A 19800-nucleotide genomic window follows, 5' to 3' on the forward strand; every position below is an offset into this window, starting at 1 on the left:
CGCGGACCAACGCTTCGTCACCGATTTCGCCGCAAATCGTCCCGCAAGGACTGAACAACTATTCAGGGAGGATGACAAGAAGCAAATGCGCTGACGCTGCTCTGCTGATCACGCTCGTGTAGTGGCGAGCTGCATCGATGCGGCCTCGGCCGAGCGCCACGCTGCGCAACGGCCGAGGATCAACCCGAAGACGATGAGGATCGCCGGGAAGCCCACCGGCTGACCGAGAAACAGGAAGGTCGCGAGCAGCGCGAAGACGAGGACCAGGGCCATCACCTCGTGGCGCGCGAAACCTTCGTCGAGTCCGGCGCGGATGAGAAAGGCAATCGCGATGGCCAGCACCACGAGGTCATACATGAAGAGATACGGTGTCGTGAGCAGCGTTGCCGCCGCAAGCATCGCGGCCTTCAAAGCGTAGGGCAGCCTGCTGCGCCACATCACGACCAGCACGACGGCAACCGCGGCCGTCAACACCCACTGGAATATCCACGCGAGCTGCTCGGTGCCCCCAACATAGCGCACAAACGAGAAGATGCTTTGCATCTTGAACCAGGGCGCGCGGCCTTCGGTGAGGAAGGCCTGCGAGAACATCGGAATCCAGTGGAAGAAGGCCTGCCAGCTTTCGGTACCGAAGGCCAGCCACGACACCGCAGCGATCGCGGCGGCGACGATTGCGGCGGTGACGAGCACCGTCCATTCGGCGGCAGCGATCAGGACCAGTGGAAACAGCAGTCCGTATTGCGGCTTGTAGCTCAGAAGGCCGAGACAGATTCCGGCCAGCACCGGCCGCGTCGGCAACAGATAGAGCATGCCGCCGATCAGCGACGCCGTCAGGAAACCGTTCTGCCCGACCAGGATGTTGATGAACGCCGCAGGAAATCCAATCGCAAGCACCAGGCCGGCGTTGCGCCCGATGATCGCGCGCATCACCGCGAGATAGGGCAGCATGCTGAAGGCGGCCCAGCCGATGAACGCCGCGGCATAAGGAAACTTCGCCAGGAACGATGCGACGAACAGGAAGGGCGGCGGATAGTGCCAGGCGAAATGGCCGACGAAATCCTGCTTGAGCAGGTCGAGCTCGACCTGCTTCTGGATGTCCCAATCCCAGGCCTGCGCGGGATGGCCCTCGAGCGCCAATTTTCCGGCCGCCCAGACGTTGACGAAGTCGGTCGGGATTCCGCGTCCGTCCGCGCCGAAGATCCACACGTGAGTGAGATAGGCCGACGGAAAATATGCCAGCGTGACGATCGCCAGCACGAAGGAGATCTTGATGAGCGTCGCAGGAACCGCGCCGTGATGGCCGACGGCAGGCGGGACGGACGAGACTTCAGCCATTCGGCTTCCTTTGCGGCTTCCTTTGACGCAACGCGGTGACGCAGGTGCATCCAAGCCGTACACCCGAGTGACTTGAAGGAGGCTTAAGCCTGATTGTCGAATGCCGCGCGCCGCTCGTTCTTTTTGTTTTGACGCGTTTTCTTGACGCGAACCGGTATCCACTTCGCTCGAAAGCGCTTCGGACAAAGCAAAAGAGCCCCGTCGATGACGGGGCTCTTTTTATTCCAGGTTCGTCAGCTCTTACTTGAGGCTGGACGAGATCGAGCCGAACTTGGCGTTCAGCGTGGTGCCGAGGTTGTTGACGACGGTGATGATCGCCAGCGCGATGCCGGCAGCGATCAGGCCGTATTCGATGGCGGTGGCGCCGGATTCATCCTTCACGAAACGCGAAACGAGGTTCTTCATAAACTGCTCCCAAAGAGGACACGAGGCTACAACTGGTCTGGTCTTATTCGGCTTCCCAGCGCCGCCCGACCATGGAACCGAACGTAGGGGCAAAGAATTGCGCCGCAGTTAATTCGGCTGCGTAAACACAGAGCGGTTTGCGTGTATTCGACGATGGTAAACCGAAATATAAAACAATCGGTTAAATTGCGAGGACATCAAGCAGTGCCAGAGCCCTTTCCATTCCGATGGAATCGGAACGGGCTTCTGGATTCTGTTTTGACGCGTTTTCTTGACGCGAACCGGTATCCACTTCGCTCGAAAACGCTCTAGCCCCGCCGATTTACTGGAAGTTATGACCGGCCGTGGTCCAATGCCGCCCGCTCGGCCAACAGGACCAAGAACAAGACGAGGCGGCATGTCCCTTTCCTTCACCCACAGCATCGCAGTACAGAGCCGCGCGCGCGCGCTGGTGCCGCTGTGCGTCGGCGCGGGCGCCTATCTCTTCTTCCTCTATATCGGCGACACGCTGCTGCAGGACTCAGACTCGTTCTGGCAGATCAAGATCGGGCAGTGGATCCTCGATCACCACGCCCTGCCCTACACCGACTTCTATTCCTTCACGCGGCCGGGCGCGCCCTGGATCTCGACGTCATGGCTGTCGCAGGTGCTGTTCGCCTTCTCTTATGCGCAATGGGACTGGGCCGGGCCGGTGATCCTCACCGCGCTTGCGATTGCAGCGTCGGCCGCGATCTTCGTTGGTCTGCTCGATGCGCATCTCGAGATGCCGCGCTCCGTGCTGTTCGCGATGCTGGCGGTCGTACTGTCGCTGCATCACATCCTGGCGCGGCCGCATATCCTGGCGCTGCCCGTGATGATCGCGTGGGTCGGTATGCTGATGGCGGCGGCCGATCGCAAGGGCACGCCGTCCTGGTATTGGCTGCCGCTGATGTCGCTGTGGGCGAATTTGCATGGCGGCTTCGTGCTCGGCCTCGCGCTGATCGGCCCGATGGCAATCGAGGCGATCTGGACTCTCGACTCCTCCGGCAAGCAGGTCCGGCTGCTGCTGCGCTGGTTCCTGTTCGGCGTCGCGGCCATGCTTGCTGCCTGCGTCACGCCCTATGGCTGGCGCACGCTGCTCGGCGCCACCAACATCCTCAATCTCGGCGAGCTGTTGTCGGTCATCTCCGAATGGATGCCGGCGAATTTTGCCTCGTTTTCCGCGTTCGAAGGCGCGCTGCTCGGCCTGATCGCAATCGGCCTGTTTCGCGGCCTGACGCTGTCGCCGCCGCGCATTCTCCTGATCCTGCTCTTCACCTGGATGGGGCTCACCCATGTCAGGAGCATCGAGGCTTTTGCGTTCCTGGTGCCGCTGGTGCTGGCCAAGCCGCTCGGCGAAAAATCGCCGCTGCCGCAACCTGACGCGCAAGATACCGAGCAAGCCACCGAGAGCTGGCCGGCCCGCTATGTCACCGCTTTGGGTGCGCTGATGATCGCGGCCGCGGCCTGGACCTCGACCTCGATCTACATGTCGCATCATCGCTTCACCTTCACGATGGGCCAGACACCGGTCGCCGCCGTCGACCTGCTCCAGCAGCGCAAGGCGCAGCGCATCTTCAACGCCTACCAATTCGGCGGCTATCTGATCTCGCGCGATATCCCGGTCTTCGTCGACGGCCGCGCCGAGCTCTATGGCGAGAAATTCGTGATGGACTTCTTCAAGGCTGTCGAGGTCAAGAAGCTCGACAATCTGACGCGGCTGCTCGAGGAGTACCAGATCGACGCCACGCTGATGGTCTCCGACGCTCCCGCTGCCCAGGTGCTCGATCACATCAAGGGTTGGAAGCGGCTCTACGCCGACGACATCGCCGTGATCCATGTGCGCGATGACCAGCCGAGCACGGGCAACACGCCCATGCCCGCGCACTCAAATTGAGACGCCGGACAATGTCGCCGCTCATCCCACCGACCGCGCAACGATCGGCCGCGGGGCCGAAGCCTGCGATCGTGCTCACGATGGCTTGGGCGGTGATCGTGGTGGCGCTCGGACTTCCTGCGATCAAGACCGGCGTGTTCGACGCGCTGTCGACCGACGACGCCATGCGTCTGGTCGAAGTGCGCGATCTTCTGGCCGGCCAAGGCTGGTTTGACCTGACCCAGTACCGGCTCGACCCGCCCGGAATTGTCATGCACTGGTCCCGCATCGTCGATGCGCCCCTGGCCATGCTGATCCTCTTGTTTCGGCCGCTGCTCGGCCAGCATCATGCCGAAGCGCTCACGCTGGTGCTGTGGCCGTCGCTGTTGATGGGCGCAGCGCTATGGCTCGCCGCGACGATCGCAAGTCAGGCAAGTGCCCCGGCAGACCGGCCGCGGACACGGCTTGCGACGATTCTGGTTACGGCGTTGTCGATTCCTGCCCTGATCCACTTCCGCGCCGGCGCGATCGACCATCACAATCTACAGATCGTGCTGTTGCTCGGCTTCGTGCTCTGCGTCTCCGATCTGGAGCAGCATGCAGCCAAGGCGGCTTTGGCGGGATTCCTCGCGGCGCTTTCGCTGTCGGTCGGATTGGAAATGCTGCCCGCCATCGCCGTGGCGAGCGCGGCCGTAGTGGGACTCTTGGTGTGGAAAGGCACTGAAGTCCTGCGCCCCGCCTGCGCCTTTGGTGCAGGCCTTGCCGCATCGTCACTGCTGCTGGCGCTGCTGCTGCTCCCGATAGACAGTCTCCTCAGGCCGGTCTGTGATGCCTTCGGAGGACCCATCCTGCTCTTGTGCGCGGGCGGCGGCATCGCGCTGCTCGCGGTTGCCGGTGTTAGCCGCCTGCGCGAGTGCTTGTGGACGCGGCTGACGGCGAGCGCGCTCGCCGGTGCGCTCCTGCTGGGCGCATTCTTCAAGTCATACCCGAGCTGTGTTGCGTCACCCTATGCGCAGGTCGATCCCCTGCTCGTCAGCTTCTGGCTTGGCCGCGTCGCCGAGACCATGCCGGTGACGGAACTGACACAGATGCAGCCACAAAAGCTGCTGGGCTACTATGCTTTTCCATTGCTGACGCTCGGCCTGTGTGTCGCTGCCATGATCGGCTGCACGCCGCAAACGCGCTTTCGCTGGATCGTCTCGACCGTCACGCTCGCAGCGCTGTTCGGCGAGAGCCTGTGGGAATTGCGCGGCGCCGCTGCCGCTAACATCGTTGCCGCCCCACTATGCGTCGTCGGAATTGCCAGGCTTCGCACGAATGTCGTAGCCGGTTGGCGGCTGGTACGTGTGGCGCTGCTCGTGTCGCCCGCCACACTTGGCGGCATCGGTTTTGCGGTCTGGCCGGCGCTCGCCACCGGCACGGGCGGACAAGAGATCGCGCTGGCTGATCCCGCCGCTTCCTGCCAGACCATCTCCAGCGCCGCGCCGCTCGCCGACCTGCCGCCCGGGCGGGTGATGGCGCCGATCGATTCGGGTCCCGCGATCCTGGCCGCGACGGAACACTCCGTCTTCGCTGGTCCCTACCACCGCAACAATGACGGCAACCTCGTCATGGTGCATACGATGATGGGAACACCGGAGGCCGCGCGCGAAATGCTCCGCGCACGACAGGTCGACTACATCCTGACGTGCAACCACTCCTTCGATCAGGAGGATCTCGTCCGCATCGCGCCGGAAGGCCTCGCCGCGCATCTCGGCCGCGGCGAAGCTCCAGACTATCTGGAGCCAGTGCAGGCCGTGTCGAAACCCGGCTGGACTGTCTGGCGCGTGCGCAGGTAAGAGCGCGCGAACCACACCTTCAGTCGCCCATCCGGGCCCATCGCGCTCACCGCGGCGCAGACGCCGGTTGCGGCGGTCGACGCGCCCGGCCTGCTGCGCAGGCTCGACCACAACAGGATCGACGCGACGCTGCTCACCGCGGATTCGCCCGCCGCCCAGATCCTGGATCGCATCAAGGGCTGGAAGCGGGTCCATGGTGACAAGATCGCGGTGATCCATGTGCGGGCAATGCGGAAGGCACGGCCGCTACGACGTCGAAGTGAGACGCAGCTCAAGGAGAGCCGGTCATTCATCTTCGATCATAAAAACAGAAAGGTCCCGATCAGCAGGCCCGCAGCGAAAGCGAGAAGCCCCAAAGTGGAGGCTGAAACAATACGGACGAGGATGCGAACCTGCTCCTCGTACTCCTCTTCTGCGGTCTTGTGGGACTGAGCCGTCATTGCAACTGCCCTGCCATCGCCCAGATCGGTCGAATGTACGCTCGAAATCATGGCCAGCAAGAGGCATTTTAGCCCCGCCACGATACCCTGTTCGTGATCTGGCGGGCATCTCTTCAAGGGGGAGGAGCATTGAAGCCCAAGGATCATTGAAGCCTTCCTTGAGGTCACTGACCCCGCATTAGCCATTAATTCCCCGTCTGCAATTCGCCAAAGTGCTCCCAACTCTTGCCGTTAAAGCACATGAACTGCATCTGATCGACCGGGATGTGGTCGGTCGTGCCGGTGTTGATCTAGATGCTGGGCAACAGCATCGGCAGTTCGAGATCGCGGATCGAAAACGCCTGCTTCAAAATGTTCTCGGCGGAGAGACCATCGCCGCAGGCTTTCAGGACCATCTCCAGCGCCTGCACGCTTGGTCGTGTTCGCTCCGTCGATGCAACCACAGCGACTCTTGTCAGAGGCCTTAAGAGAATTTTAGTTCGCGCCCGTCCAGGTTGTGACCAAGCCCCCCTTCTACGCGGCCCCCTGGCCCGGAAAGGTACTGGATGCGCACCTTGGGTTCCGCCCTGGACGAGCAAGGAGGTTTCGCCCAAGGGTTCGATTTCCTGCGCATATTTTTGGCGGCCGGCATCATCGGCTGGCACACCGCGTGGCTGACCGGGCATGTGGAAACGGCAAAGGCCTCCGCCTTTTGGTTTTCCCAATACATGCTAGTGCCCATGTTTTTTGCTTTAAGCGGATTTCTCGTAGCGGGAAGCAGCATGCGCCTCTCTACGAAAAGCTTCCTGTTGAACCGTGCGGCGCGCATCTTGCCAGCACTCTTTGCCGACATCGTTTTCGCAGCACTTCTAATTGGTCCGCTGGTGACGACACTGCCTGCAAGGCAGTATTTTACGGACGCAAATTTCTTTACCTACTTCCTCAATCTCACGGGCTGGATGCAATACTCCCTTCCGGGTGTGTTTGAGAGCAATCCAAAGCCAGAGGTAAATGGGGCGCTTTGGACGATCCCCTTCGAAATCGGTTGTTACGCCATTATCGCCGGACTGATGATTTCCGGAGCAATCAAACGCCCAGCATTGGTATTACTGTTCACTTACGCCGTTTTGATCGTCGGGACTCCGCTCAGGCTCGCGACATCGTATCTGGTAGGCGATCATGTCTCGTTTCTCGAAAACCTCGCGATGCAAATCTTCTCTTCCTTCGGGTCATTACTTTGGCCTTCTTTTTTGATCGGAATTGTCCTTTACCAACTGCGGTACTACGTGCCGTTCTCCCGAACGATCGCGATTGGCTTAGCGTGTGTGGCGATCCTGGTGAGCGCGTTTGGCGATGCTGCGGTCCTGCTTGGCAATTCCACGATCGTCTCCATCATGCTTCCGCTCATCGGATATTTGACTGTGATGATTGGGCTTTCGCCGATGCCTCGTCTTCCCGGATTCGGGACCGGTGATTATTCATACGGGCTATATCTCTACCACACGCCATTCCTCCAATTGCTGATCCACTATTTCCCGGAGGCCTGGATTGGTAACCGATGGTGGACGTTGTTTTTCGCTGGGTTTCCACTCACGCTCATGGCAGCCGTGATCTCGTGGCACGTGTTTGAATATCCATCGCTGAAGCTCAGGAGGTCTTTCGTAGTCAAACACCGACCGGAGGGCGGCTTTGGTGGTTTCGAAGATCGTACTCATGCCCCCAACAGCCAATCTGCGCCTCGCACGGCGCCGCTCTCCGGATAGCTGATCAAGTCCATGGACTTTTCATGGGGAGCCCGCCAAAGCGGGCGTCTCGAACCATGCAGGCCCCCGCGTTAGCTATCAATTCCCGGTCTGCAACTCGCCAAAGCGCTCCCAGCTCTTGCCGTTGAAGCGCATGAACTGCATCTGGTCGACCGGGACGTGATCGGTCGCGCTGGTGTTGATCCTGATGCCGGGCAACAGCATCGGCAGTTCGAGATCGTGGATCGCGAACGCCTGCTTCAAGATGTTCTCGGTCGAGAGATCATCGCCGCAGGCTTTCAGCACCACCTCCAGCGCCATCGCGCTGTTGTAGGAATTGACGTAGTTGGTGTCGTGCTGGTCGGCCTCCGGCACATATTTCGTCATGAACGCGTGCCAGTCCTTGACGCCGGGATCGTCCTTCCAGGCGGGATCGTCGGGGTCCTTCACGTAAGCGGTGGAGAGAATGCCGGTGCCGGCTTCCAGGCCTGCGGGCTCCATCACGGTCGAGATCCAGACCGCGACATTGGACAGGAAGGTCATCGGCCGCCAGCCGATCTCGAAGGATTTGCGGATCGCTTGGGCCGCGAATTTCGGTGTCGCCGCGATCACGAAGACGTCGGCGCCTGATGCTTTCAATTTCACGATCTGGGAATCGATGGTCGGGTCCTGGATCTCGTAGGTCGCATTGGTGACGAGGGCGTCGTATTTCTCGCCGAGCACGTCCTTGAGGCCCGCGAGATAGTCGCGGCCGTAATCGTCGTTCTGCGAGATCACGGCGAATTTCGCATTCGCGTTCTTGGCCAGCGCGTAGCGGGCATAGAGCCGGGCCTCGTAGCGGAACGGCGCCTGCACGCCCATCGTCGCCTGCGGATATTGCGCGATATCGGCGAATTTCGAGGCGCCGGAGCCTATGAAGAGCTGCGGCAGGTTCTTGCTCTGGAGATATTTCGCGATCGCGGTGTTGTGGGCGGTGCCGATCGAGGAGAAGATCAGCGCGACCTCGTCGCTCTCCACCAGCCTGCGGGTCTGCTCGACCGATTTCGGCGGCGCGTAGCTGTCGTCGAGCGAAATCAAATTGACCTTGCGGCCGTTGATGCCGCCTCTGTCGTTCAGCATCTTGAAATAGCCGACCTCGCCCTTGCCGAGCGCGCCAAAGGCGGAGACCGGCCCGCTATAGGGCATGGTCTGGCCTATTCTGATTTCGGTCGCAGTAACGCCGCGCATCTCGGCGCCAGGTGAAGCGACAGGCAACAGCAGGATTGAAACGGCGCCAAGCGCGCTCCATGCCAAACGCATCGGCTTCCCCTCCCCTTTGCTGGTGCGATCGCGCCGCACCTTTGTTTGAAGCGAGCATGCCATGACATCGGCACTGACTCCACTCATTATAAGTGACAGCTATCGTAGGGTGGGCAAAGCGCAAGCGTGCCCACCACTTCTGTCGCGACTGCCGAGAGATGGCGGGCACGGCGCTTCGCGCCTTTGCCCACCCTACTTTGCCTTGCGGTCCTTGACGGGGATCACGAGCTTGAGGCCGGACCAGATCTCGTCGACGGCGCAGACCTTGATATCGACGAGGCCGCTCGCGAGCGCGGTCTCGCGCACCAGGGCTTCCGTCACGTCGGTCACAACGCCTGAAGCCTTCTTCGGCCATGACGCCCAGATCATCCCATCGGGCGCGATCGCCTTGCGGTAGCCGCGCAATTTGGCGGCGAGGCCTTTGGCTTCGGTCGCGAAGACATGCACCATGTCGAGCGGCGGCTTGGCGGTGGTTGCGATCCTCACATCGTCAGGAAATGGACCGACGACATCGGCATAGGCAACGGAGAGGCCATCCACAAAAATACAAAAGCCCGGCTTGATGCCGAGCTTTTGCACTAACGGTTTGCCGGAATAGCCGGCCACGGCGCGAGAGGTGTTACGCCTGCGGCTGCGGCTCCAGGCCGGGATCCGGATCGGGCCGCGGGCGCGACTTGCCGGCCGGCGGCACGGCGGAGGCGCGCGGCGTGGTCGGCTCGAGCACGGACTCGCGGTTCGGCTTCTTGCCCTTGAGCAGGTCGATGATCTCGTCGCCGGAGAGCGTCTCGAACTCAAGCAGGCCCTTGGCGAGCGCTTCAAGATCGGCGCGCTTCTCGGTGAGAATGCGCGTCGCTTCGTTGTAGCCCTCTTCGACGAAACGCCTGATCTCGGTGTCGATCTTCTGGACCGTCGCCTCCGAGGCGTTCTGGGTGCGCGACACCGACATGCCGAGGAAAACCTCGTCCTGGTTTTCGCCATAGGACACGGTGCCGAGCGCCTCGGACAGGCCCCAGCGCGTCACCATCATGCGCGCAAGCCGCGTGGCCTGCTCGATGTCGGAGGACGCACCCGAGGTCACCTTCTCGCGGCCGAAGATCAGCTCTTCGGCGACACGACCGCCCATCATGATGGCGAGGCGCGAGGTCATCTGCTCGAGCGACATCGACAGCTTGTCGCGCTCGGGCAGCTGCATCACCATGCCGAGCGCACGGCCGCGCGGAATGATGGTCGCCTTGTGGATCGGATCGGTCGCGACGACGTTGAGGCCGACGATGGCGTGGCCGCCCTCGTGATAGGCCGTCAACAGCTTCTCTTCCTCGGTCATGACGAGCGACTTGCGCTCGGCGCCCATCATCACCTTGTCCTTGGCCTCTTCGAACTCGGCCTGGGTCACCATCCGCTTGTTGCGGCGGGCGGCGGTGAGGGCTGCTTCGTTGACGAGGTTCATCAGGTCGGCGCCGGAGAAGCCCGGCGTGCCGCGCGCGATGGTCTTGAGGTTGATATCCGGCGCCAGCGGCACCTTGCGGACGTGGACCTTGAGGATCTGCTCGCGGCCGACGACGTCCGGGTTGGGCACCACGACCTGACGGTCGAAGCGGCCGGGACGCAGCAGCGCGGGATCGAGCACGTCGGGACGGTTGGTCGCGGCAATCAGGATCACGCCCTCGTTGGCTTCGAAGCCGTCCATCTCGACCAGCAACTGGTTCAGCGTCTGCTCGCGCTCGTCATTGCCACCGCCGAGGCCGGCGCCACGGTGACGACCGACGGCGTCGATTTCGTCGATGAAGATGATGCAGGGCGCGTTCTTCTTGGCCTGCTCGAACATGTCGCGCACGCGGGACGCACCGACGCCGACGAACATTTCGACGAAGTCAGAACCGGAGATGGTGAAGAACGGCACATTGGCTTCGCCCGCGACCGCACGCGCGATCAGGGTCTTACCGGTACCGGGAGGTCCGACCAGCAGCACGCCGCGCGGAATGCGGCCGCCGAGGCGCTGGAATTTGCCGGGGTCGCGCAGGAATTCGACGATCTCCTGGAGGTCCTGCTTGGCCTCGTCGACGCCGGCGACGTCCTCGAAGGTGACGCGGCCATGCGCTTCAGTCAGCATTTTCGCGCGCGACTTGCCGAAGCCCATCGCCTTGCCGGCGCCGCCCTGCATCTGTCGCGACAGGAATATCCAGACGCCGATCAGCGCGATGAACGGCAGCCAGGAGACCAGCAGCGAGACGAACCACGGCACGTTGTCGCCGGGCGGCTTCGCGGTGATCTGGACCTTGCTGTCATAGAGGCGCTTCACCAGCGTCGGATCGCTCGGCGCATAGGTCTGGAAGCTGGAGCCGTTGGTGAAGGTGCCGTGGATGTCCGGCCCCTGGATCACGACGTCGCGCACATTGCCGCGATCAACTTCGCTCAAGAGCTGGGAGAAGGCGATGTCCTGCGAGGAGGCGCGCTGACCCGGGTTCTGGAAGAGCGTGAACAACGCCAGCAGCAGCAAGACAATGATAACCCAGAGGGCGAAATTGCGCAGATTGGCGTTCATCGATCTTCCTTCGTGGTCGCGCGGATCGCGGCCTGATCCTTGGGTCGTTATCTTGGGTCGTTGTTTGTGCAGTACGAGGAAATCCCCAAGGAATCCTCTCTGTTAGACGGATACAATTTAGGTGCCGCCCCTGTCGCTGCCAAGGGAACGAGATGGGACTATTTATCCCATCTTAGAGCGATTCCCGCTGAAATAATGGCGCCCGATTCGGGGTTTTTCCCGCCTGGTTAAGGTGGCCTGACGGCGCGCCACTGAGCCGGCCGGTGTCATGATCCGCCCTTGTCAGCCTTCTTATCAGCCTTCTTGCGCCGCCGGACCGGCGCCGGCGCGACGTGGATACGCCCCCCGGCAAGGCTGATCAAGGCTCCCGCAAGGGTCTGCTTCAGGATGGGACGGCCATTTGTGGGTGAACGGCGGGCCCCGACGATGGCCTGATCCAGCGCGGCCAAGAGGGTTTCGACCTTGCCGAGTTCCGCCGGTCCCTCATGCCCGAGGGCGTCGATGGCCCGCAGCAGCAGCCGCAGCCGGACCTCCTCCGGCAGGCTGGCGAAGGCTTTAGCCTCGAAGCTTCGCGCGCCCGGGCCGTGCGGCGCATCGCCGCGATCCTCAAGACCACGATCCCCAAGACCACGATCGCGAAGCCGAAGGAAGCGCTCGGCGCCGTCGGTCAACACCTCGACCGCCGCGTTGGCCCTGGCGAGCCTGCCTGCGAGCCGCACCAGATTGCGCGCATCGCCGCCTTCGCTTGCGAGCTGCGGCAACAGCGCGCGCAGCCGCGGCCGCGTAAATGCAGCGTCGCGGTTGGTGGGATCATCGACAAAGCCGAGCCTGGCCCGCTTCAGGGTGGCGATCAGCTGCGACTTCGGGACATCGAGCAGCGGCCGCGCCAGCACGATGCCGTCGCGCATCGTAAGGCGAGCCATCGCCGACAGGCCGGCGATGCCGCTGCCGCGCAGCAGCCGCATCAACAGGGTCTCAGCCTGGTCGTCGCGGGTATGCGCGGTCAGCACATGGGTCGCACCGATGGCGCGCGCGGCCTGCGTAAGCAGACGGTAGCGGGCGTCGCGCGCCGCGGCGGGCAGACCCGTCTTCGGCTTTGCACCACGCCAGCGCAGGGTCCGGTGCGTCAGCGCCAGCGCAGTCGCCTGCCGCTTGACCTCGCGTGCCTCGCGCGCTGCCTCCGGCCGCAGGCCGTGATCGACGGTGACGACGACGAGCTTCGGGCCGCGGGCAAGGCTGCGCCGCCAGCGCGCCGCGAGCCACATCAGCGCGACGGAATCCGGTCCGCCGGAGACTGCGAGCACCAGCGCGGGCGTGTGCTTCAGGTCGGCGAAGAGCCGCCTCGCCTCGCGCACCGAGATTGGTGAGTTGTCGTCTGACATGACGCTGCAATCGTCCGCGGATGGACCGCCTGTTTAGCGCAGCTCCATCGGTCTTGTCAGGCTCAAGCGCCGCGGGTCAGCACTTCACCCGCTTCTGCTCGCGGTCGACGGCGGCTTTGACGCCGGCGGACGCACGCGGATATTTGCGGCCGACCTCGCCGAAGGCGGCGCAGGCCGCCTCCTTCTCCTTCAGCGCGGCGAGCGACTGGCCAAGCCGCAACAGCGCATCCGGCGCCTTGGCGGATTTGTCGTATTTGGTGGTGACGGCGAGGAAGGCTTCCGCCGAGTCACGATATTGCTGGCGCTGGAAATAGCTTTCGCCGAGCCAATATTGCGCGTCGCCGAGCAGCGGGTCGCTCGGATATTTCTGCGCAAAGCCCTTCATGGTCTGCTCGGCCAGCGCATAATCCTTGCGCTGCATGTAGCCGATGCCGAGGTCGAACTCGTCGCGCGGCGTTGCCGAGGGCGGCAGGGTCGTCACACCGCCGCCGGCAGCCGGCGCCGGATAGCCGGGCTGGGCCGGCGGATAGGCCGGCTGTGCAGGCACTGCTGCCTGCGGATAGCGGCCGCCATTGTTGTTGAGATCGAGCGGCTCGCCGGCGCCGCGACCGCCGGGCGCGCCGGCCTGCGCTCCCGCCGACATCGGCTGCTGGCCGCCGCCCAGCGCGCGCGGCGCACCGGGTGCACTCGGATTCTGGCCCGGGTCGAACGCATCGCCGCGGCGGCGCGTGCCGGGGGCACCGGGCGCCGGCTGCTCCTGAACGATCGGCGCGGGAGAGGCGATCTGCGGCTGTTCGTAATTCGGCTGGGCGGCCTGCTGCTGCTGGCGATACGCCGGCGCGACCTGAGCGGGCGGCACGGCGGCCGCGTTGGGCTGCGCCGGCGCCTGGCCGGGCGCGCCGCCCTCGAGCTGCCGGACGCGATCTTCGAGCTGGCGATTGCGATATTGCAGCTCTTCATTCTGGCCGGTGAGCTGGCGCAGCTGGTTTTCCAGCCGCTCGATCCGCATCTCCGGGTCGTCGTCCGACTGCGCGAGGACGGGCGAGCAAAATGAGAACAGCGCGGCGATCGCCGCGATGCCGGTAATGGCCTTAAATCTGGATGACATCTTGCCCTGACGACGAAAGCGAAATGGCCTGCGACGGAACATTCGACGCGCCACACATTGAAGGGGAGTACGCCAAAAATGTGACTGGCACCACGGGGTTTCTGTCACAGATCGCTGAAACGAAACCGGCGCCCGAGAGGGCGCCGGCAGATGAATTTGCTTACACTTGGCTGACGGCGCGTGAGCCTTAGGAGCTCGCGTTCAGCACGGTGACGGCACGACGGTTCTGCGACCAGCAGGAGATGTCGTTACAGACGGCCACGGGCCGTTCCTTGCCGTAGGAGATCGTGCGCATGCGGTTCGCATCGATGCCGCGCGAGGCGAGGAACGAACGCACCGACTGGGCTCTGCGGGCGCCGAGCGCGATGTTGTATTCGCGGGTGCCGCGCTCGTCGGCGTGACCTTCGATGGTGAAGGAGTAGCGCGGATAGCTCTGGAGCCACTGCGCCTGCTTCTCCAGGGTCACGATCGCCTGCGGGGTCAGATCGGTCTGGTCGCTTTCGAAGAACACGCGGTCGCCCACGTTCACCACGAAATCCTGCTGGCTGCCAGGCGTCGCCGCGCTGGCCATCGCATCAGCACCCAGGTTCTTGTTGGCGCAGGCGCCCATCGACAACGCGACGGCAAGCACCGCGGCCAGCTTCAATCCCTGGAGGATACGCATAGGATGTTTCATTCCGGAGCCTCCACGCTCACGTTTCGTCCACTGCTTTCCGGTCTACAGGGGGTTGGTTAAGCGAACGTTCCGTCAACCTTGATGGGACGTTGCCAGAGCCGGTCAAATCCCCCCGACCAGCGAAAAGCACAAGCGATGGTTAATGGGTTGTAAATGTGGCGCGAGGGTGAAGGCAAGCCGCGTTACCCGGCAAAAACGCTTGTCTTGCTTGAATTTTGGGCCTGAGGGGCGGGGAATCCCGGAGCGCCACCGGCGCCGCCGCGCCCGCAGAAGCAGGTGTGAACCAGGCTTGAACTCAGGCTTGGGCGGCATCCGCCACAAGCACCGGCCGCTGCGGAACCTGGTGCAGGTCGCCGCGTCCGAACAGCATGCGCCGCTCGAAGGCAGTGGAACGCATGATCGGATAGCGGTCGAACACCTTCTTGCGGAAGGTCGGGAAATCCGCCGCCATCAGGCCGAACGCCTTGGTGAGGCCGGGGACCAGCCGGGGCTCGGCGAGGGGCGCGTGCAGGAACACCCGGCGGTAGAACGCCTGATGTTCGGGACGTACGATCGCAAGGCCGAGATCGGCGTTGAAATGCTCGCACGCCATATAGGCGAGGCGCGTCGTCAGATAGGGCAATTCCGGAACCCGCTTCGCCATGTCGGGATCGGCGACAAAGCGCGTCGGATCGATCATGACCTCGCCGCGGTCAAGCCGTGGCAGCACGACGTCGGGAAAGACATCGGCCGAAGTCGATGAGCGCCATTCCGAGGTCAGCACGCTGATGCGCACGGAGCTGCAGAGCTCGCCCCGGAGGTAAACACCGAAGGTCCACGCGTTCGGCAGATCGTCATACTGGTCGGTGACACGCGCGTCCGGAGATTCCTTGACGGCACCTTCGCGCAGATAGGCGCGGTAACGGAGGTTGTAGATCGCCTCCCTCTCCTCGACCGCATCGGCAAGATGATAGTCGACGTCTGTCAGGAGCTCAGCACCCCGTCCAACAGCCGAAATGATCGCTCTGGCTGAGGACTGCATTCCAACTCCTTACTCACCACCGCGCATCACACAACGCGCAAGACAACTTCCACGCGCGTGACCAATTATTAACAGCTTCTTAACAATGACGCAAAGCAATCGAAAGGTTAGGGTTAACCCCCCGTAGGACTACGGTGTCGCGCAACAGACTGAAACGACAGGAAATTTTGGGAAGCGGAGCTTACGCGAAAGAGCGCGCGCCGACGACCTGGAGCAGGTTCTCGCCACGCCGTCCATGCGAGGCATTGAGGAGCTGGCGCATCCGCACGGCGGGCACCGGACGGCTGAACAAATAGCCCTGCGCCTCGGAGACGGTGCCGTCGGCGCTGATCAGCTCGAGCTGCTCGTTGGTCTCGATGCCCTCGACCACGACCGACATGCCGAGGTCGGCGGACAGCCGCGCCACGCCGCGCAGCAGCGTCAGCGGACGGTCGGTGTCGATACCCTCGAGGAAGGAGCGGTCGATCTTCACCTTCTGCATCGGGAAATTGTGCAGATAGCTGAGGCTCGAATAGCCGGTGCCGAAATCGTCCAGCGAGATACGCACGCCGAGCGCGTGCAGCTGCGACAGGATGTCGTGGGTGAGCTGGGTGTTGCGCAGCAGCGAGGATTCGGTGATCTCGATCTCGAGGCGATGCGCCGGCAGGCCCGAGACCTCGAGCGCGTAGCGGATTTCGCTCAGCACGTCGCGCTGGTGGAATTGCTGCGGCGAGAAGTTGACGGCGACGCTGACGCCTTCGGGCCACTTCATGCATTCCATGCAGGCGCGGCGCAGGATCCAGCGGCCGAGATCGACGATCAGGCCCATGTCCTCGGCGACCGGGATGATGTCGACCGGCGAGACCGTGCCGCGTACCGGATGATTCCAGCGCAACAGCGCCTCGCAGGTGGTGATCTTGCCGGTCTTCAGATTGACCAGCGGCTGGTAGAACAGCTCGAACTCCTCGTTGGCGAGCGCCTTGCGCAGGTCGAGCTCGAGGATACGGCGGGCCTCGACGGTCGCCGCCATCTCGTCGCGGAAGAAGCAGAAGGTGCCGCGGCCGTCGGCCTTGGCGCGGTAGAGCGCCATGTCGGCGTTCTTGAGCAGCGTGTCGGCGCTGACGCCGTCCGGCGAGGTCAGCGCAATGCCGACGCTGGCGCCGATCTCGACCAGATGATTGTCGATGCGGTAGCGCTCGCTTAGCCGTTCGACGATGCGGCGGGCGAGGCTTGCTGCATCTTCGGGCGAGTTGATGTTCTGCTGGAACACGACGAACTCGTCGCCACCGAAGCGGGCGACGAAATCCTCCGGCCGCAGCATCTCGCGCAGGCGGTTGGCGACCGCGCACAGGAGCTGGTCGCCGCAGGGATGACCGAGCGTGTCGTTGACCTGCTTGAACTGGTCGAGGTCGATGAACAACAGCGCCGAGAGGCGCTCGGAATTGTTGGAGATCGCGAGCAAGCGCTCGATCTCGTCGCGGAAGCTGACCCGGTTGGGCAGTGCCGTGAGCTCATCATAGCGGGCGAGATGGGTGATCCTGGCTTCCGCATTGGTGCGTTCGGTGGCGTCTTCCAGCAGCAGCACGGTGCCGCCCCCGGACATCGGCTGGAACGTCCAGGCCAGTGTGCGGCCGCGCGCCGGGTCGGGATCGGCGGTGACGATTTCGCTGATCCTTGCGCCCTCGATCTCGGACAGGACCAGATTGCCGCTGTCGGCCGAGATCGATCCGGCGGCAACACAGGCCGAGACGATATTGGCAGCGCTGGCGCCACGTTTGACCAAATCGTCGGGCAGCCCCATCAAATTGACGAAGCGATGATTCATCACCGCAAGGCGCCCGTCGGCGCGGAACATGCAGAGACCGTGCGGCATGTTGTTGAGCGCGGTATCGAACTGGTTTGCCAGCGCGGATTCGCGAAAGCTCGAGGTCAGCGCCTTGACGAAGATAGCATGCAGGCTGAGGTTGATGTTCTTCATCCCGATGAAGAACAGCACGAGCAGCACCGCGAGCCCGATGTAGTAGAATCCACCATGCAGCAGCAGACCGAGCGACATCGGGCCGCAGGCCAGCGCGACGTGCCACTGGATCACCCTGGGCTGGCCGTAATTGCGAGCGGCGCCACCGGCCGTGTAACCGACGGCGACGGAGACGCAGAGCATGTTCGCAACCGCGTCGTCGTTGTTGAAGATGACGACGAAGCACCACAAGCCGATCACCGCGGCATAAACCAGCGCGCCGAACCAATAGCGCGGCTCCAGGTGCCTCGCCTCTTCGAACGTCAGACCCGGTATCCGGTTTTCGTAGCGCCGCATCTGAAACGCGCGGGCGGTGCCAATGGCAATAATCAGAAACGCGATCGGCCACAGCAGGACGTCGCCGGTCTTCAGTGCAGTCATGACCGCGGCCACGGCCGTACAGGCCGAGCCGAGGAAGATCGCCCAGAAATTCTGCACCATAGAGTTGATGAGAGCGGCGTAGAGTATCGGCTCCAGCTCGTCTCGATCGCTCTGCTTCTGGTCGGCCAGCTGCATTGGCTTGTTACGCGTCCTGTTTGGCGCGTACTTTTACCCAAGCCAGATGAAGCCTTTCTGAGGGAACATCGTTAAAGTCGAGTTGTTTTTCGGCAATAGCGAAGCTATTTCTGCTGATATATCAAGCAACTAGGCAAGCCTTGCCGGGCACAAGGTGAAGGAAAGCTTGCCACCCGCGCGGAAACCGAAAAAATCGCCGATTTTTTTCGAAAACATCGCGCGTCGAAACGCGCGATCTGTTCATTGGCCCGCTGTCGAGGACAACAGCGGCGACCATGCCGGGTCGGAGGCGAAGCCCGGCGTCGGCACCTTCAGCTCGTTACGACCGGAGATGTCGACGGAGAACAACGACGGTCCGCCGGCGCCGCCGGGATCGCGGAAGAACATCAGCACGCGGCCGTTCGGCGAGAAGGTCGGGCCTTCATTGTGGTAGCCGGAGGTGAGCAGCCGCTCGCCGGAGCCATCGGGCTTCATGACGCCGATCGAGAACTGCCCGCCGCCTTGCCTGGTGAAGGCGATGTAGTCGCCACGCGGCGACCAGACCGGCGTCGAATAGGTGGCGTTGTTGTCGTCCTTGGAGAAGGAGATGCGCTGCGCCTGTCCGCCGCCCGCCGACATCACGTAGATCTGCGACCTGCCGCCGCGATCGGACTCGAAGCAGATGCGGGTGCCGTCCGGTGAGTAAGACGGAGACGTGTCGATCGCCGGCGTGTCGGTAAGGCGCGTGGTCGAGCGCGAGCGCAGATCCATCACGAACAGGTTCGAATTACCACCCTGCTGCAGGCTCATGATGACGCGCTGACCGTCCGGCGAGAAGCGCGGCGCAAAGGTCATGCCCGGGAAATTGCCGACGATCTCGCGCTGCCCGGTCTCGATGTTGAAGAGATAGACTTTCGGATCGCCCTGGCCGAACTCCATGTAGGTGATCTCTTGCGAATTCGGCGAGAAGCGCGGCGTCAGCACGAGGTCGGCGCCACGGGTCAGATAGCGCACATTGGCGCCGTCCTGGTCCATCATCGCCAGCCGCTTGACCCGGCGCTCCTTCGGCCCGGTCTCGTCCACGAACACCACGCGGCTGTCGAAATAGCCCTTTTCGCCCGTCATCCGCTCATAGATCTGGTCGGAGATGATGTGGGCGATGCGGCGCCAATATTCCGGCGAGGTGAAATATTGCTGGCCGGTGAGCTGCTGGCCCGAGACGACGTCCCACAGGCGGAATTCGGCCTTGAGCCGTCCGTCCGGCTGCCGCGTCATGCGGCCGGTCACCAGCGCCTGCGCGTTGATGGTCTTCCAGTTCTGGAATTGCGGCGCGACGTCGATGTTGCTGATGCGCTCGATGAAGGCGGCCTGGTCGATCGGCGCAAACAGACCCGAGCGCTTCAGATTATTGGTGATGACCTGCGTGACACCGTTGCCGACATCGGCGTCGGCCGGCGAGCCAGCCACGAAGTTGGTGATCGCGATCGGGACCGGCTGGAATTCGGTCGGATCGATGCGGAGGCGCCCCTGCTGAGCCTGGGCGAAGGCACGTCCGCCCCCGAGCATCGCAAGCCCCGCCCCGGTCAGGGTCATGAAGCGGCGGCGGTTCATCGATCGAACGTCATTCATCGGAAAATTCTTTTGTTCG

16 protein-coding genes are annotated in these 19800 nt (G+C 63.1%); 3 read left to right on the top strand and 13 right to left on the bottom strand.

All coding sequences use genetic code 11. The annotated features are described in order from the left end of the window. Positions 1-108 precede the first annotated feature (108 nt). Positions 109-1335, bottom strand: coding sequence for a glycosyltransferase family 87 protein (locus UB31_RS33105; protein ID WP_045013835.1), 1227 nt, complete (start codon positions 1333-1335; stop codon positions 109-111). Positions 1336-1575: 240 nt separating this feature from the next. Then, positions 1576-1740, bottom strand: a complete 165-nt coding sequence (locus tag UB31_RS33110) for a Flp family type IVb pilin (protein WP_045002731.1) — start codon at positions 1738-1740, stop codon at positions 1576-1578. A 397-nt stretch (positions 1741-2137) separates the two neighbouring features. Here UB31_RS33110 and UB31_RS33115 point away from each other — a divergent pair, with 397 nt between their 5' ends. Both UB31_RS33115 and UB31_RS33120 read left to right on the top strand, forming a co-directional pair. After that, positions 2138-3655 (top strand): hypothetical protein, encoded by a 1518-nt coding sequence (locus UB31_RS33115; RefSeq protein ID WP_045013836.1) that lies wholly within the window; start codon positions 2138-2140, stop codon positions 3653-3655. Between the two features lie 11 nt (positions 3656-3666). Then, complete coding sequence (locus tag UB31_RS33120) at positions 3667-5472, top strand: hypothetical protein (RefSeq protein ID WP_045013837.1); 1806 nt, start codon at positions 3667-3669, stop codon at positions 5470-5472. 299 nt (positions 5473-5771) lie between these two features. On the opposite strand, the gene UB31_RS41790 is transcribed toward UB31_RS33120, so the two are convergent. After that, a complete protein-coding gene (locus UB31_RS41790; protein WP_045013838.1) occupies positions 5772-6059 on the bottom strand; it encodes a hypothetical protein in 288 nt (95 codons plus the stop codon). Positions 6060-6202: 143 nt separating this feature from the next. Next, positions 6203-6355: a hypothetical protein gene (locus UB31_RS42720; protein ID WP_245305455.1), complete on the bottom strand. Its 153-nt coding sequence runs from the start codon at positions 6353-6355 to the stop codon at positions 6203-6205. A gap of 102 nt (positions 6356-6457) precedes the next feature. Between UB31_RS42720 and UB31_RS33130 the strand changes: the two genes are divergently transcribed. Next, positions 6458-7654: an acyltransferase family protein gene (locus tag UB31_RS33130; protein ID WP_050044897.1), complete on the top strand. Its 1197-nt coding sequence runs from the start codon at positions 6458-6460 to the stop codon at positions 7652-7654. A gap of 78 nt (positions 7655-7732) precedes the next feature. Here UB31_RS33130 and UB31_RS33135 read toward each other — a convergent pair whose 3' ends face one another. The 9 genes from UB31_RS33135 to tolB form a co-directional block, all read right to left on the bottom strand. Continuing rightward, a complete protein-coding gene (locus UB31_RS33135) occupies positions 7733-8932 on the bottom strand; it encodes an ABC transporter substrate-binding protein (RefSeq protein WP_045013839.1) in 1200 nt (399 codons plus the stop codon). A 192-nt stretch (positions 8933-9124) separates the two neighbouring features. After that, on the bottom strand, positions 9125-9511 hold the full coding sequence (locus tag UB31_RS33140) for a DUF3052 domain-containing protein (RefSeq protein WP_245306110.1): 387 nt from the start codon (positions 9509-9511) through the stop codon (positions 9125-9127). Between the two features lie 40 nt (positions 9512-9551). Continuing rightward, positions 9552-11474 carry an ATP-dependent zinc metalloprotease FtsH gene (ftsH, locus tag UB31_RS33145; protein ID WP_007596301.1) on the bottom strand — a complete coding sequence of 641 codons (1923 nt, stop codon included), beginning with the start codon at positions 11472-11474 and terminating at the stop codon, positions 9552-9554. Positions 11475-11740: 266 nt separating this feature from the next. Further along, the gene (gene tilS, locus UB31_RS33150; RefSeq protein ID WP_045013841.1) at positions 11741-12856 is read right to left on the bottom strand and encodes a tRNA lysidine(34) synthetase TilS; all 1116 of its coding nucleotides are present in this window, start codon (positions 12854-12856) and stop codon (positions 11741-11743) included. 76 nt (positions 12857-12932) lie between these two features. Next, positions 12933-13964, bottom strand: a complete 1032-nt coding sequence (ybgF, locus tag UB31_RS33155) for a tol-pal system protein YbgF (protein WP_045013842.1) — start codon at positions 13962-13964, stop codon at positions 12933-12935. 187 nt (positions 13965-14151) lie between these two features. Next, a complete protein-coding gene (gene pal / locus UB31_RS33160; protein WP_045002722.1) occupies positions 14152-14640 on the bottom strand; it encodes a peptidoglycan-associated lipoprotein Pal in 489 nt (162 codons plus the stop codon). Between the two features lie 295 nt (positions 14641-14935). Next, a complete protein-coding gene (locus tag UB31_RS33165) occupies positions 14936-15661 on the bottom strand; it encodes an N-acyl amino acid synthase FeeM domain-containing protein (protein ID WP_045002721.1) in 726 nt (241 codons plus the stop codon). Between the two features lie 181 nt (positions 15662-15842). Beyond that, complete coding sequence (locus UB31_RS33170; protein ID WP_045013843.1) at positions 15843-18173, bottom strand: putative bifunctional diguanylate cyclase/phosphodiesterase; 2331 nt, start codon at positions 18171-18173, stop codon at positions 15843-15845. A 240-nt stretch (positions 18174-18413) separates the two neighbouring features. Continuing rightward, entirely contained in the window at positions 18414-19763 is a 1350-nt protein-coding gene (gene tolB / locus UB31_RS33175; RefSeq protein ID WP_045002804.1) for a Tol-Pal system beta propeller repeat protein TolB, read from the bottom strand. Between the last annotated feature and the right edge of the window lie 37 nt (positions 19764-19800).

The organism is Bradyrhizobium sp. LTSP849 (assembly GCF_000938255.1).
In the GTDB taxonomy this organism is placed as follows: Bacteria; Pseudomonadota; Alphaproteobacteria; order Rhizobiales; family Xanthobacteraceae; genus Bradyrhizobium.

Coding starts and splice junctions, on each gene's coding strand:
- UB31_RS33105 (WP_045013835.1), bottom strand. CDS start 1,335: ATGGCTGAAGTCTCGTCCGTCCCGCCTGCCGTCGGCCATCACGGCGCG.
- UB31_RS33110 (WP_045002731.1), bottom strand. CDS start 1,740: ATGAAGAACCTCGTTTCGCGTTTCGTGAAGGATGAATCCGGCGCCACC.
- UB31_RS33115 (WP_045013836.1), top strand. CDS start 2,138: ATGTCCCTTTCCTTCACCCACAGCATCGCAGTACAGAGCCGCGCGCGC.
- UB31_RS33120 (WP_045013837.1), top strand. CDS start 3,667: ATGTCGCCGCTCATCCCACCGACCGCGCAACGATCGGCCGCGGGGCCG.
- UB31_RS41790 (WP_045013838.1), bottom strand. CDS start 6,059: ATGATCCTTGGGCTTCAATGCTCCTCCCCCTTGAAGAGATGCCCGCCA.
- UB31_RS33130 (WP_050044897.1), top strand. CDS start 6,458: ATGCGCACCTTGGGTTCCGCCCTGGACGAGCAAGGAGGTTTCGCCCAA.
- UB31_RS33135 (WP_045013839.1), bottom strand. CDS start 8,932: ATGCGTTTGGCATGGAGCGCGCTTGGCGCCGTTTCAATCCTGCTGTTG.
- ftsH (WP_007596301.1), bottom strand. CDS start 11,474: ATGAACGCCAATCTGCGCAATTTCGCCCTCTGGGTTATCATTGTCTTG.
- tilS (WP_045013841.1), bottom strand. CDS start 12,856: ATGTCAGACGACAACTCACCAATCTCGGTGCGCGAGGCGAGGCGGCTC.
- ybgF (WP_045013842.1), bottom strand. CDS start 13,964: ATGTCATCCAGATTTAAGGCCATTACCGGCATCGCGGCGATCGCCGCG.
- pal (WP_045002722.1), bottom strand. CDS start 14,640: ATGAAACATCCTATGCGTATCCTCCAGGGATTGAAGCTGGCCGCGGTG.
- UB31_RS33165 (WP_045002721.1), bottom strand. CDS start 15,661: ATGCAGTCCTCAGCCAGAGCGATCATTTCGGCTGTTGGACGGGGTGCT.
- UB31_RS33170 (WP_045013843.1), bottom strand. CDS start 18,173: ATGCAGCTGGCCGACCAGAAGCAGAGCGATCGAGACGAGCTGGAGCCG.
- tolB (WP_045002804.1), bottom strand. CDS start 19,763: ATGAACCGCCGCCGCTTCATGACCCTGACCGGGGCGGGGCTTGCGATG.